The sequence below is a fragment of the Ruegeria sp. E8 genome, from assembly GCF_056533985.1.
The window spans coordinates 124,045-137,195 of sequence record NZ_JBQFOY010000001.1; the positions used below are offsets into that span (position 1 = coordinate 124,045).

Below are 13,151 nucleotides of genomic sequence, written 5' to 3' on the forward strand. Positions count from 1 at the left end.
GCCCTCTCACCCGGGGCTGAAAATGTTTAGTGCCATTGTGCAGGATCTAGGTGAAACAGTTTTGACAACTGTTTGTATACGTCCGGAGCAGAGTTGCGCAGCGCCCTGGGGCGCTCAAAGAACACTTCAACCGAAACGGCAAAAAACTCCTCGTGCCCTTCCGCGCCATAGGGGTCAATTACCGTTGGCTGCCCTGTCTCAACGGCGTGCACATGGGCGTCATAGGCTGTCAGAAATGCGGCCTCCCACTCTGAAAAGCTCTGATCGTCGCTGAGGACAGGCACCCCATTTGCCGACCCTGTCAGGTCGTCGATCTGGTGGGCGAATTCGTGAAAAACAACGTTTTGCCCGTCATGATCGTTCATCGCCCCGCGCTGGCTGTGCGCCCAGGACAGGATTACCGGGCCGCGGTTCCAGCTTTCTCCTGTGCGCACGATTTCCTTCTCGGTGACGACGTAACCGCTGTGGCGGCTCTGTCTGGATTTGAATGCGCTGGGGTAGATCAGGATGGTAGTCAGGTTGTCGTACCAAAGCTCGGTATTCACCACCAGCAGACAGGCCTGCGCGGCGATGGACATTTGCATGTCTTCGGTAACGTCCAGACCGTCACATCCGATGAATTCAACCTGATCCAGGAACAGGTTAATCTTGCCCTCCAGATTTGCGCGCAAACCTTGTGGAAGTTTCCGCAAGATCGGGACCTGAGCGTCGACAAGATTCCGTTGCTGATCGGTCAGCGGCGCGGCCAACAGGGTGCGGCGCGCCTGCCGTTTGGACCAGAAGTAGTAAGCCAACCCTCCGGCGATCAGCGCAACAAGTGTCAGGAATATCAACATGGCTTGACCCTAACGCGATCCCGGCGGGATCAAAACCGGTTTCCCGGGCAGGGCAGTTACCAAAAAAGACGCCACTGGTCTCCCAGTGGCGTCCTGTTTTGACCTGAATGGTCTGATTATTGCTTGACGTCTGCCGCGGGGTTCGATCCGGCTTTGGCGCTGCGGCCCGGGTTCAGCGGATCGTCCTGACGTTGGACAGAACCTTCGAAATGCGCGCCGCTTTCGATCGCGATGGTCTTGTGGATGATGTCGCCTTCGACGCGCGCGGTCGAGGTCAGACGTACCTTCAGGCCACGCACGCGACCGACGATACGGCCGTTGATTACAACGTCATCTGCGGTGACTTCACCTTTGATCGTTGCCGATTCCCCGATGGTCAGCAGATGTGCACGGATGTCGCCTTCGACGGTGCCTTCCACCTGAATGTCACCAGAGGTCTTGATGTTGCCGGTGATGTGTAGATCCGAGGACAGAACCGATGCAGGCGGCTTTGGCTTGGGCGCCGTGGCAGGTTTCGACTCGGTCGGTGCAGGGGCCGCTGGGGTCGCCGGAGCGGCAGGTTTGGCCGCCTCAGGTGCCTTGGATGCGGGCTCGTTGATTTTGCTTTTAGAAAACATTTCTCGCAGCCTTGATGTAAGTCATTGGGTTTACCGGTTTTCCGTTCACGCGCACCTCATAGTGCAGATGCGTTCCGGTCGACCGTCCGGTGCTACCCATATCAGCAATATGATCCCCGCGCGAGACCCTTTGGCCAACCTTCACGTTGATCTTGGTGTTATGAGCGTAAAGTGTCTCAATTCCGAAGGCATGCTTGATCTTCACAAGCCGTCCGAAACCCGATTGCCAGCCTGCATGGGTGACCACTCCGTCCGCGGTCGCAAAGATATCCGTGCCATGCGCACCGGCGAAATCCGCGCCGTTATGCATCCGGCGACCACCGGTTTTGGGGTCGCGACGTTTGCCGTATCCGCTGGTGAAACGAACCGCTGCGTTGACCGGGCTGGCGAAGGGGGCCTTTTCCGCAGCAATCCGGTACAGGTTCAGTTGATCCATCTGTTGCAGAAGGATATTCGCGCGGGCCTCGTCGGCGGACAACTCGTCCTCCTCGCCGCGCGTGCTAAGGGATAAAGGGGTCAGCGGACCGCCCATACCGCTATATCCGCGCCGGACCTCTTCGATGATGCGATCTGTCGGCATTCCCGCCTGGCGGAACATTTTGTCCAGCGGCTCGACCGAGATCACCATGGCGTCTTCCAACTGGCGGAAGATCGCGTCACTGCGTTCCTGCATCAGACGGATTTCCAGCTCCAGATCATCACGCTGATCCAGTGCTTCCTGTGCGTCTGTCGCGATCTGGTCGCGTTCCTCGGCTGTACGTGCCAGAGCTTCGGTCATGAAGGCCATCTGCACCGGAGCGCTGGAGGCTGTGACATACATATCTGTGTCGCTGGTTTCCTGCTGCAGCGTCGCCAGTTCCGTGCGCGCCTCTTCCCGCTGCTTCATGGTGCTGCGCAAAGTGGTTTGGATGACTTCGATACCGGTCTCAAGCTCGCGGCGGCGATTTTCCGAGGCAAGCAATTCGGATTGCATGGCGGAAATCTGTTCCAGCGCGGCGTTGAACCGATCCTGTGCGGCAAGGGCTTCCTGCGCACGCATGTCCCGTTCTGCTGACAGGATATTCAGACGTTCCTGATAAGTTGCCTGATCGCGTTTCGCCTGTTCCCGGAAGTTGCCCGATCCGATGCTGTCCATCAGCAAAATTGCCGTAGCAACTGCTGTCCAGCCAACCATGACGGCAACTCCGGCCACTGCAATAACCTGAGTTTCCGAACTGAGCCGGATAAAGCGCGTATCTTTGTCAGATTTCAGAAAGACCCGGCGTTCCGGGAAGTACCGTTCCAGTACCGAGTGTATTTTTATTGCCAGACGTGTTCTCACGCGTCCTACCTCTCATCCCCAAGATCGGGGCCGGTCGTGAGTGCCTGCCGCCCCTTGGGCCGATTGCATAAAGGGCAGGCTGCGTTCGGGCAAGTTTGTTGACCGGTCTGCGGCAAACGGCGCAGAAATCCCGCGAAAGATCGGCGGGAAATCGCCGAAATCAACTTAAAAGTGTCAATTTGTGACTTCACCGGGCGCAGGCAGGTCCTCGGTCAGAGGCCAGTAGAAGTCGGGGGGCAATCCGGCCTCGGCCCGTTTTTCCTCGTTGAACGGAGGTTTCAGAGCGCCGTGGAAATACCGCCGGACCAATTCGTGAAATACATCCTTGGGATCGGCGTTTTCCCGGCCACACAAGAAATGGAACCATTTCGAACCATAGGCGACATGGCCAACCTCTTCGGCATAGATCACCTCCAGTGCGGCGATGGCTTGCTCTGCTTTGGCCTTGCGGAAAATTTCGATCATGCCGGGCGTCACGTCCAACCCGCGCGCCTCGAGCACCATGGGCACAACGGCCAACCGTCCCATCAGATCCTCGGCCGTATCTTCGGCCGCGCGCCACATGCCGGCATGGGCGGGCAGGGCGCCATAATGGCTGCCCATCTGCTCCAGACAATCGCATACCATCTCGAAATGGCGCGATTCTTCCTCGGCGCATTTCACCCAATCGTCATAAAACCCGATCGGCATCGGCACATGCCCGAAACGCGCGATGATGTCCCAATGCAGATCAACAGCGTTCAACTCGATATGGGCCACTGCGTGCAGCAAGGCGATGCGTCCTGCCTCCGTGCCCGGTTTGCGCTTTGGCACTTCACGCGGCGACAGAAGCTCTGGCTTGTCCGGGCGCGTCGGGTTCAATGGCGGGGTGGCCGTTCCGATCTCGATAGGTTCGGCCTCACCCTTGCGGGCAGCGAACCATGCGGCGGCATGGGCTTTGGACAGGGCGGTCTTGGCCCGCCCGTCCGCTGTTGTCAGAACCTCTGTCGCCATCTGTGTCAGTGTTTTGGGCACCGGGTTGCTCCGCCTCTGTCGTGTCGACGCGGGTGATAAACCGGATGGCACGGCAGGTCTAGAGGGGCTTAGAGCGCCTTTACCTCTTCCAGAACGGCCTCCACATGGCCAGGCACCTTGACCTTGCGCCAGACCTTGGCAATGCGGCCTTCGGCGTCGATGACAAAGGTGGAGCGCTCGATGCCCATCGACTTGCGGCCGTACATGTTCTTTTCAACCCATACGCCATAGTCCTCGCATACGGTCGAGTTCTCATCGGACAGGAGCGGCGTGGTCAACCCGTGCTTGGCGACGAACTTGTCATGCTTGGCGACGCTGTCCCGCGAGATGCCGAAAACTTGAGCGCCCGCATCCGCAAAGGCCTGAAGTTGTTCCGAGAAACCAATGGATTCCTTGGTGCACCCCGGCGTATCATCGCGGGGATAGAAGAACAGAACCACGGTGCCACCGCGCAACGCCGAAAGCGTCACCTCGCCGCCGCCGTCGCGCGGCAAAGTGAAGTCGGGGGCCATGTCTGAAACGTCGGGCATTGGAAACTCCGCTAAAGGTTTTTAAAGGCTGCCTGATATCATAGGGCAACGCGTGCGGGTTGGAAGGCGTGGATAGCAAATTGAATCAGCTTAAAGACGGCGATGAAGCAGAAACGGGCAAGCCCGTGCGCCGTCGGTCGCGTCGCCGGGCCGCGGGCCTCTGGGCCATGCGCGGTGTCGTCGTGCTGGTGCTTTTGGCGTTGTTCACTGCGTTCATGGTCGTGGGGCAAAGGATGTATGCGCCTGTCTGGTTACAGGACAGGGTCGAAGCGCGGCTTGAAAAGGCGCTGGGCGGGCTGCAAATCCGGTTCGGTGATGTCAGTTTCATTATCAACGAAGGGTGGCGGCCCCGACTGCGACTGACCGATGTTGTCATCAAGGACGCTGCAGGTCAGCAGATCGCGCAGGTGTCCGACATGCGCGCCAGTCTGGCCATGCGTCCTTTGTTGCGCGGACATGTCCGTCCCAAGCGGATCATTCTGAGCGGTGCGCAAATCGCCGTGACCCGGGACAAGGACGGTGCGTTGAGCCTGACCGTGGGGTCCGGCAGTGCACCGGTGCAGGAGGCCCCGAACCTGGCGCAGTTGATCGAAGCGTCGGATCAGGTTTTCCTGTCTCCGGCCCTGTCGGCGCTGACATCAGTCGAGTTTGATGCGATCACGCTGGATTACCGCGACCTGCGGCAAGGGCGGTCCTGGATTTTGGATGGTGGGCACATACAGGCCAACCGCAGCGACAATGAAATGCGGCTGGCGACCGGGTTCTCGGTTCTGGCGGGGCGTGACTATGTCAGTGCCATCGAGGCCAACTATACAAGCGTTCTGGGTACACCTGCTGCGCAGTTTGGCATATCGGTCACCGACCTTCCGGCCGAGGATATTGCAGGCCAATCGCCCGCTCTAGCTTGGCTGCAAGTTCTGAAGGCCCCGATTTCAGGTGCATTGCGGGGCGGCGTCGATGAAAGCGGAGCAATCGGGACTGTGTACGCAACGCTCAATCTGGGGGCAGGGGCGGTACAGCCCAACCCGGAAACCCGCCCGGTTCCTTTCGAATCCGCCCGGACATATTTCACCTATGATCCTGCCAGTCAGACGCTGGACTTCAACGAAGTGTCCGTAGTCTCGGCCTGGGGTGACGTGCAGGCTGACGGAAAGGCGTTTCTGGAAGGCGCAGAAGACGGTGTGCTGGACAGCTTGTCTGCGCAGTTGCGACTATCCGGCATCAACGTGAACCCTGCGAACCTGTTTCCGGAACCCATTCAGCTGTCACGCGCCAGTCTGGACTTCAAGATGGCGTTGGACCCGTTCCAGTTGCGTCTGGGGCAGATGACCATCGAAGATCCGGGTCACACAGTGCGTGCCTTTGGTGTTCTGAATGGACGGCCGGATGGCTGGGCGGTCGAGCTGGATGCGCATTTGAATCAGATGACGTCCGACAAAGTTCTTAGCTATTGGCCCGAACGTCTGGCCCCGAAACCGCGGGAATGGGTGACGGAAAACCTGTATGAAGGGGTACTGTCGGATATGGACTTTGCCCTGCGCTTGCTGCCAGGGTCAGAGCCGGACCTCTATCTGGATTTCGGTTTTTCAGAGGCCAAGATCCGGTTTGTCAAAACTCTGCCGCCGATAGAAAAAGCGCAGGGTCAGGCCAGCCTGATCAATCGAAGGTTTACGGTCACGGCGGAGCAAGGGGTTGTGATCGCGGATGACGGCGGTGCGGTAGACGCGTCGGGGACATCTTTCATCATACCCGACACCGATATCAAAAAATCCGCCCCCGCAATTGCGCGTATTCAGGCCACGGGCAGTGTGACGGCTGCGTTGTCCTTGCTGGATCGGCCCCCTCTGTCGCTGCTAAGCAAAGCCGGGCTGCCCGTTGATGTGGCCAAGGGAACAGCATCGCTTTCCGGAACGCTGTCCCTGCCGCTGAAAAAGGGTCTCAAGTTTCAGGACACTGAGTTCCACTTCAATGGCAATCTGGCCAATCTGTCCAGCGATCGGCTGGTGCCCGGATTTTCCGTGAGTGCTGATCTGCTGGATCTTTCTGGTGATCAATCCGGGGTTCAGATTCAGGGGCAGGGACGTTTTGGGGACGTGCCGATGACGGCGCTCTGGCGGCAGCCGATTGATGGCAAATCCGAACAGCGCAGCACGTTAACCGGACAGATCGAGCTGTCTCCGCTTTTGATGGATGAAATCGGAGCCGGCCTGCCGTCGGGTATGCTGACCGGAAAAGGGACGGCGGACATCACTCTGGGTCTCGGGGCGGGGTCGCCGCCTAATTTGTCGGTTGAGTCAGATTTGCAAGGGGTGGCGCTGGCCATCCCCGAGCTCGGGTGGCGCAAAGGGGCAAATTCGACGGGTACTTTGACGGCCGAGGCGACTTTGGGGTCGCAACTGAAAGTGGATAGCCTGCGCATCAATGCTGCGGGGCTGCGTACTTCAGCCTCAATTACGTTTCGCGAGAATGGCGAATATGACCGGGTTCGGTTCAGTTCCTTCGATCTTGGCAACTGGCTTGCGGTCCCGGCCGAGCTGATCGGGCGCGGCGCTGCCATGCCGGACATTCGTGTCCTTGGTGGCGTGCTGAATATGGGGCGCGCCAATTTCGGGACAAGCGAAGGATCGGGCAGCGGTGGTGCCGGGCCGAAACTGGATGTGGCGCTTGATCGCCTTCAGGTCACGGAATCGGTCGCGTTGACGGGGTTTCGTGGTGCCTTTCAAACCACCGGGGGCATCAATGGCAACTTCGCCGCGCGGGTGAATGGCGGGGCGTCAGTCAGCGGACAGGTGAGCCCCAGAGGGAACCGAAGCGCCGTAAACCTGACCTCGAAGGATGCGGGGGCCGTATTGCGGTCAGCCGGGGTTCTGACCCAGGCGCGTGGCGGTGACATGAACCTGAAGCTCGAGCCTGTGGCCGCACCCGGCAGCTACGATGTGATCCTGAAAATCGTCAACACGCGGATCACCGATGCCCCGGCCATGGCTGCTTTGCTGAACGCGATCAGCCTTGTCGGCCTGCTGGATGAGATGGCGGGGCAGGGTATCTTTTTCTCGGCCATTGATAGCCGGATGAGGATCACCCCGACGGATATCAAAGTGCTCAGCGGCAGTGCCGTAGGACCGTCCATGGGCCTGTCTTTTGACGGCACCATCGATACGGTGAACGAAATGCTGAACCTGCGGGGGGCGATCTCACCTATTTACCTGCTTAATGCGATTGGCAGTGTGTTCACACGCAAGGGCGAAGGGATTATCGGGTTCAATTATACGCTCACCGGTCCGCTCGCCTCTCCCAAAGTGTCGGTCAATCCGCTGTCCGGTCTGGCCCCTCTTTTTCTGCGAAACCTTTTACGTGCGCCCGCGCCAAAGGTTCAGGATGGTCCGAACGCGGCTCCTCAGAAGCCCGATGAACCGAAACGTACTTTTGGAGCATCTCCCAGCGATCGCTGACAGGATATGGCCGAATCTGATCCAGAGTTGTAAGGCGCGGGCATGAAGCTCAGCGATTTTGATTTCCACCTGCCCGATGACCTGATTGCCACGCGGCCTGCCTGCCCGCGTTCTTCCGCGCGCCTGTTGGTGGCGCAGGGGGATGCAACGACGGACAGCCACGTGTTCGACCTGCCTGATTTCCTGCAACCGGGCGACCGGTTGGTGCTGAACGATACCCGCGTCATCCCGGCGCGCCTGAACGGTCGTCGCCACCGGGACAGCGCACAAGGCCCGGTTTCGGCGGGGATCGAGGCCACCTTGCTGGACCCGCAGGCCGATGGCACCTGGTCTGCATTGATCAAACCGCTGAAGAAAGTGAAGCCGGGGGAAGAGATCGCCTTTTCCGACGACCTGAGTGCAACGCTGGATCGGGTCGAGGACGGGCAGGCCTATCTGCGCTTCAACCTCAGCGGCGAGGACTTCGACGCCGCGCTAAATCAGGCTGGTGCAATGCCCCTGCCGCCTTACATCGCGGCCAAACGCCCGGCGGACGAGCAGGACAAGACCGACTATCAGACCATTTGGGCCAACCGTTCCGGCGCCGTGGCCGCCCCAACGGCGTCACTGCATTTCGATGAAGGTTTGATGCAGGCACTGACGGAAAGCGGTGTGAGTTTCACACATGTGACGCTCCATGTAGGGGCTGGAACTTTCCTGCCGGTCAAGGTCGAGGACGTGACAACCCACAAGATGCACGCCGAATGGGGGCAGGTCAGCCCCAAGGCTGTGGCCGAGATACAGGCGACCAAGGCTGCAGGCGGGCGCGTGATTCCGGTGGGCACAACAGCCCTGCGTCTGATCGAAAGCGCAGCGCGGTCCGGTGTGATCGAACCGTGGGAAGGCGAGACGGATATTTTCATCTATCCCGGTTTCAGGTTCAACGTAACGGACGCGTTGATGACAAATTTCCATCTGCCGAAATCAACGTTGCTGATGCTGGTCTCGGCGCTGATGGGGCAGGAGCGTATGCGCGAGGTCTATGCCCATGCCATCGCCCGGAAATACCGGTTTTTTTCTTATGGAGATGCGTCGCTTTTGATCCCGTGAAAGACGTGTATTCAGTATCAATAATCGGGAATGTCGTAGACAAGCTCGACAATGGCGGTCTTTGATCGCACAACGAATCTCAATTCAGGTTGGCATTTCTCGGAGGCCCCAATGATTCAGGTCCTTTCCAGCGCATGGGCTTTGTTGCTCGGCATGGGGTTGTTGATGATCGGAAACGGTCTTCAGGGTACGATCTTGGGTGTCCGGGGTGAGATCGAAGGCTTTTCGACCTTTGAAATGTCCGTTGTGATGTCCGGCTATTTCCTGGGTTTTCTGGGCGGCTCACGCCTAGCGCCCGAGATGATCCGGCGCGTCGGCCATGTACGCGTGTTCGCGGCGCTGGCGTCATTCATTTCGGCAGTGATGATCATGTACCCCTTGCTGACCGACCCGATCGCGTGGACCCTGGGCCGGGTATTGATCGGGTTCTGCTTTTCGGGCGTCTACGTCACTGCGGAAAGCTGGCTCAACAACGCGGCAAGCAATGAAAACCGCGGGCAGGCGCTGTCGCTTTACATGATTGTCCAGATGGTTGGCATCATCAGTGCGCAGGCACTTGTGCTGATTGGCGACCCCGCCGGATACGAAGCCTTTGTGATTGCCTCGATCCTGGTTTCGGTGTCCTTCGCGCCCATTCTGTTGTCGATTTCTCCAACGCCGGCCTTTGACACCACCAAGCCGATGACACTGAGGAAACTGTTGGAAACCTCGCCCCTGGGCTGCGTTGGTATGTTCCTGTTGGGCGGCGTGTTTTCGGCGCAGTTCGGTATGGCGGCGGTTTACGGCGCACGGGCTGGGTTGTCCCTTGTGGAAATCTCGACCTTTGTTGCGACGTTTTATATCGGCGCGGTCGTGCTTCAATACCCATTGGGCTGGTTCTCGGACCGCATGGACCGGCGCTTTCTGATCCTTCTTGTGGCGCTTGCCGGTGGTTGTGGCGCAACGATCGCTATGATGATGGGGGGATCGTTTCCAATTCTGCTGGGTTCGGCTTTCCTGATCGGCGGCACCTCCAACCCGCTTTATTCGCTGCTGATCGCGCACGCGAACGACTTTTTGGATCACGAGGATATGGCGGCTGCCTCTGGGGGGCTGGTGTTCATCAACGGCATGGGCGCGATCGCCGGGCCGCTGATCACCGGCTGGCTGATGGGGGATGCCATTTTCGGACCGGCAGGCTTTTTTCTCTTTATTGCGGCATTGTTATTCGCGATGGCGCTCTACGCGTTGTACCGCACGACGCAGCGCGCTTCGGTTCCGGTGGACGAAACCGGCACAATGTCGACGCTGTATCCTACGGCCTCGCCAGTTGCGTTTGAAGTGGCGCAGGAAGTCGCCATCGAAGCGGCCGAAGCCGAGCAAGCTGAGCAGGAAGACGCCTAGGACACAGGTTTATGTCGCAAGTGTTGCAATATGTTACTGTAACAGTTCTGTAAAACGGCCTTAAATGACCTTACGTCCCGGGTGCGGGCACAAGACGGAGTTTAAGGCAATGGTAACGCCTGAAGAAGTATTGAGTTTTTGGTTAGATGAGGTGGGTCCTAAGGGCTGGTATTTACAGGATGACGCGCTGGATGCAGACATCCGCAAACGTTTTCTGTCAACGTGGGAGGCGGCGACCGAGGGCAAATTTTCGCTCTGGCTGACCTATCCAAGTGGATCACTGGCCTACATTATTCTGACGGACCAATTTCCACGCAACATGTTCCGGGGTCAGGCGCGTGCATTCGCGACAGATCGCGCTGCTTTGGCGGCTGCAAAATGCGCGGTCGACAAGGGCTGGGACAAAAAGATCGACGAACCGGCCCGGCAGTTCTTCTACCTGCCGATGATGCATTCTGAAAACCTGTGCGATCAGGAACGCTGCGTGCGTTTGATGTGCGAGAACATGAGCGGCGATACAAGCAATCTGCTGCACGCCCGCGCGCATCGCGAAGTAATCCGCAAATTCGGTCGGTTCCCGTATCGGAACGAAGCGCTGTCACGTAATTCGACGCCACATGAAGAGGCTTATGTCGATAAGGGCGGTTACGGCGTCACTGTGCGTGAGCTTCAGACGGCAGGTTGAAATCGCCGAAACAGGCTGGAACCGCGACAATAGAACTGGCCTGATTTAGGATTGCGGCTCACATCTCTTGAGCGCCAACACTCGTTCGGATGCGATGTCTGCTCCGGTCTGTATGGTTTGAGCGATCAGCACTTCTGGCGTTTCCGCAAGTTCAGCGAACCGTTCCTGCACCGTCTGCAGCCTCTGTTCAACTGCATTCAGACGGCTCAACGTTGCCCGGATGTTTTGCGCCGCTTGAACATCCGTGATCTGGTTCTTCTGCGTCAGCGTTGTCAAATCACCGCGCAATGCAGCAAGCTCATCCCGAATGCTCTTCGCCTCATCCCGAATTGGGGTCAGAACCTGCACCGTTTCCGAGAACTCTGCCGTCACGCTTTCTACTTTCGATGCCAGCTTCCAGCCAAGAAACAGGCACAGGGCCACAAGTATCAATGTCGCGTTGAGAAGGGCGAGCAGCAAATCCTTCAGTGTTTTGGCCATGGTAAGTCCCTTGAATTAAATGTTTTCAGAAATGTTCGAGCGGCCTCGGTGTTTCTTTTCTAGCCATAGCTTTGACCGGCGTATAGGCTGAAATCCGCAAATCCAGGTGCGGTTTACCCTGCGTTCCATTTGTCGCGGGAACTGTATGTTGATGCGTTTCTGAAAATAGTTTAATGGTAAACTAAATTTTCTGACACCTGCGCCGAGAGGGACACATGGCTGCACAATCCTATGATCTGATCGTAATCGGGGCTGGCCCCGGTGGCTATGTTGCTGCCATCCGCGCGGCCCAGCTTGGTCTGAAAACCGTTGTGGTTGAACGCGAGCATCTAGGCGGCATCTGCCTGAACTGGGGTTGTATCCCCACCAAAGCATTGCTGCGGTCGTCCGAAGTTTTCCATCTGATGGAACGGGCCAAGGATTTCGGCCTTAAGGCTGACAAGGTTGGCTACGATCTTGACGCGGTCGTCAAACGATCGCGCGGTGTGGCCGGCCAGTTGTCCGGCGGCATCGGTCATCTGTTGAAAAAGAACAAGGTTGCCGTAGTGATGGGCGAGGCCACGATCCCTGCCAAAGGCAAGGTCAGTGTCAAAACCGACAAGGGCACCGAAGAATTAACAGCCAAGAACATCATTCTCGCAACCGGCGCGCGGGCCCGTGAATTGCCCGGTCTCGAAGCGGATGGTGATCTGGTCTGGACCTACAAGCACGCCTTGCAACCGCCTCGGATGCCCAAGAAGCTGCTAGTCATCGGCTCGGGCGCAATCGGCATCGAATTTGCAAGCTTCTACAACACATTGGGCGCTGACACGACCGTGGTCGAGGTGATGGATCGCGTGCTGCCTGTAGAAGATGCGGAAATCAGCGCCCTGGCCAAGAAGGCCTTCACCAAGCAGGGCATGACCATCATGGAAAAGGCCATGGTCAAGCAACTGGATCGTGGCAAGGGCAAAGTGATCGCTCATATCGAAGTTAAGGGCAAGGTTGAAAAGCACGAATTCGACACAGTGATCTCGGCGGTCGGTATCGTCGGGAATGTCGAAAACCTCGGCCTGGAAGCTTTGGGCGTCAAGATCGATCGCACGCATGTGGTGACCGATGAATATTGCCGGACCGGTGTCGAGGGTCTCTACGCGATCGGCGACATCGCCGGCGCACCCTGGCTGGCGCACAAGGCCAGCCATGAAGGCGTCATGGTCGCCGATCTGATCGCGGGCCAGCACGCCCACCCGGTCAAGCCTGAAAGCATCGCCGGATGCACATATTGCCAGCCTCAGGTGGCGTCGGTGGGGTATACCGAAGCGAAAGCCAAAGAGCTGGGGTACGACATTAAAGTTGGCCGTTTCCCGTTCATCGGCAACGGCAAGGCCATTGCTTTGGGTGAGCCGGAAGGTCTGATCAAAACGGTGTTCGACGCCAAGACAGGTGAGCTACTCGGTGCGCATATGATTGGTGCAGAAGTCACCGAACTGATCCAAGGCTATGTTGTGGGGCGTCAGTTGGAGACAACCGAAGAAGACCTGATGAATACGGTCTTCCCGCACCCAACGCTGTCAGAAATGATGCACGAGAGCGTGTTGGATGCGTATGGCCGCGTGATCCACATGTAATATGTACGTGTGTTTCGGTCGGGCAGGGTGCTCTGCCCCCGCCGCGCTGCGCGCGCCTCCCCCGGGATATTTTGGGCCAGATGAAGCAGGGATCCTCTATTCATCTGGCTGCAAATATCCCGGAGCGCGAGGCA

General features: G+C 58.2%; 11 protein-coding genes. 5 read left to right on the plus strand and 6 right to left on the minus strand.

Annotation, left to right across the window (positions count from 1 at the left end):
• Nucleotides 1-26 precede the first annotated feature (26 nt).
• From ACR0LF_RS00655 to ACR0LF_RS00675, 5 genes are all read right to left on the minus strand, one after another.
• Nucleotides 27-836 carry a M90 family metallopeptidase gene (locus ACR0LF_RS00655; protein WP_480573464.1) on the minus strand — a complete coding sequence of 270 codons (810 nt, stop codon included), beginning with the start codon at nucleotides 834-836 and terminating at the stop codon, nucleotides 27-29.
• A 116-nt stretch (nucleotides 837-952) separates the two neighbouring features.
• Nucleotides 953-1,453, minus strand: coding sequence for a bactofilin family protein (locus ACR0LF_RS00660; protein ID WP_117868644.1), 501 nt, complete (start codon nucleotides 1,451-1,453; stop codon nucleotides 953-955).
• Entirely contained in the window at nucleotides 1,443-2,774 is a 1,332-nt protein-coding gene (locus ACR0LF_RS00665; protein ID WP_480573467.1) for a DUF5930 domain-containing protein, read from the minus strand. The genes ACR0LF_RS00660 and ACR0LF_RS00665 overlap by 11 nt, the downstream gene beginning before the upstream one ends.
• A gap of 174 nt (nucleotides 2,775-2,948) precedes the next feature.
• Complete coding sequence (locus tag ACR0LF_RS00670; protein WP_480576117.1) at nucleotides 2,949-3,767, minus strand: ferritin-like domain-containing protein; 819 nt, start codon at nucleotides 3,765-3,767, stop codon at nucleotides 2,949-2,951.
• 89 nt (nucleotides 3,768-3,856) lie between these two features.
• Nucleotides 3,857-4,318: a peroxiredoxin gene (locus tag ACR0LF_RS00675; protein ID WP_480573470.1), complete on the minus strand. Its 462-nt coding sequence runs from the start codon at nucleotides 4,316-4,318 to the stop codon at nucleotides 3,857-3,859.
• Between the two features lie 80 nt (nucleotides 4,319-4,398).
• Between ACR0LF_RS00675 and ACR0LF_RS00680 the strand changes: the two genes are divergently transcribed.
• The 4 genes from ACR0LF_RS00680 to ACR0LF_RS00695 all read left to right on the plus strand — a co-directional run bounded on the left by ACR0LF_RS00680 (nucleotide 4,399) and on the right by ACR0LF_RS00695 (nucleotide 10,927).
• Nucleotides 4,399-7,770, plus strand: coding sequence for a YhdP family protein (locus ACR0LF_RS00680; RefSeq protein WP_480573473.1), 3,372 nt, complete (start codon nucleotides 4,399-4,401; stop codon nucleotides 7,768-7,770).
• 42 nt (nucleotides 7,771-7,812) lie between these two features.
• Complete coding sequence (queA, locus tag ACR0LF_RS00685; RefSeq protein WP_480573476.1) at nucleotides 7,813-8,859, plus strand: tRNA preQ1(34) S-adenosylmethionine ribosyltransferase-isomerase QueA; 1,047 nt, start codon at nucleotides 7,813-7,815, stop codon at nucleotides 8,857-8,859.
• Between the two features lie 111 nt (nucleotides 8,860-8,970).
• Entirely contained in the window at nucleotides 8,971-10,242 is a 1,272-nt protein-coding gene (locus tag ACR0LF_RS00690) for an MFS transporter (RefSeq protein WP_480573479.1), read from the plus strand.
• A gap of 109 nt (nucleotides 10,243-10,351) precedes the next feature.
• Entirely contained in the window at nucleotides 10,352-10,927 is a 576-nt protein-coding gene (locus ACR0LF_RS00695; RefSeq protein WP_480576122.1) for a DUF924 family protein, read from the plus strand.
• A gap of 45 nt (nucleotides 10,928-10,972) precedes the next feature.
• On the opposite strand, the gene ACR0LF_RS00700 is transcribed toward ACR0LF_RS00695, so the two are convergent.
• Nucleotides 10,973-11,407 (minus strand): hypothetical protein, encoded by a 435-nt coding sequence (locus ACR0LF_RS00700; RefSeq protein ID WP_480573481.1) that lies wholly within the window; start codon nucleotides 11,405-11,407, stop codon nucleotides 10,973-10,975.
• Nucleotides 11,408-11,622: 215 nt separating this feature from the next.
• Between ACR0LF_RS00700 and lpdA the strand changes: the two genes are divergently transcribed.
• Nucleotides 11,623-13,017, plus strand: coding sequence for a dihydrolipoyl dehydrogenase (gene lpdA, locus ACR0LF_RS00705; RefSeq protein ID WP_480573484.1), 1,395 nt, complete (start codon nucleotides 11,623-11,625; stop codon nucleotides 13,015-13,017).
• Nucleotides 13,018-13,151: the final 134 nt, after the last annotated feature.

Bases quoted from the DNA above. Each gene is read 5' to 3' on its own strand.
- ACR0LF_RS00655 (WP_480573464.1), bottom strand. From the start codon at position 836: ATGTTGATATTCCTGACACTTGTTGCGCTGATCGCCGGAGGGTTGGCT.
- ACR0LF_RS00660 (WP_117868644.1), bottom strand. From the start codon at position 1,453: ATGTTTTCTAAAAGCAAAATCAACGAGCCCGCATCCAAGGCACCTGAG.
- ACR0LF_RS00670 (WP_480576117.1), bottom strand. From the start codon at position 3,767: ATGGCGACAGAGGTTCTGACAACAGCGGACGGGCGGGCCAAGACCGCC.
- ACR0LF_RS00675 (WP_480573470.1), bottom strand. From the start codon at position 4,318: ATGCCCGACGTTTCAGACATGGCCCCCGACTTCACTTTGCCGCGCGAC.
- queA (WP_480573476.1), top strand. From the start codon at position 7,813: ATGAAGCTCAGCGATTTTGATTTCCACCTGCCCGATGACCTGATTGCC.
- ACR0LF_RS00690 (WP_480573479.1), top strand. From the start codon at position 8,971: ATGATTCAGGTCCTTTCCAGCGCATGGGCTTTGTTGCTCGGCATGGGG.
- ACR0LF_RS00695 (WP_480576122.1), top strand. From the start codon at position 10,352: ATGGTAACGCCTGAAGAAGTATTGAGTTTTTGGTTAGATGAGGTGGGT.
- ACR0LF_RS00700 (WP_480573481.1), bottom strand. From the start codon at position 11,407: ATGGCCAAAACACTGAAGGATTTGCTGCTCGCCCTTCTCAACGCGACA.
- lpdA (WP_480573484.1), top strand. From the start codon at position 11,623: ATGGCTGCACAATCCTATGATCTGATCGTAATCGGGGCTGGCCCCGGT.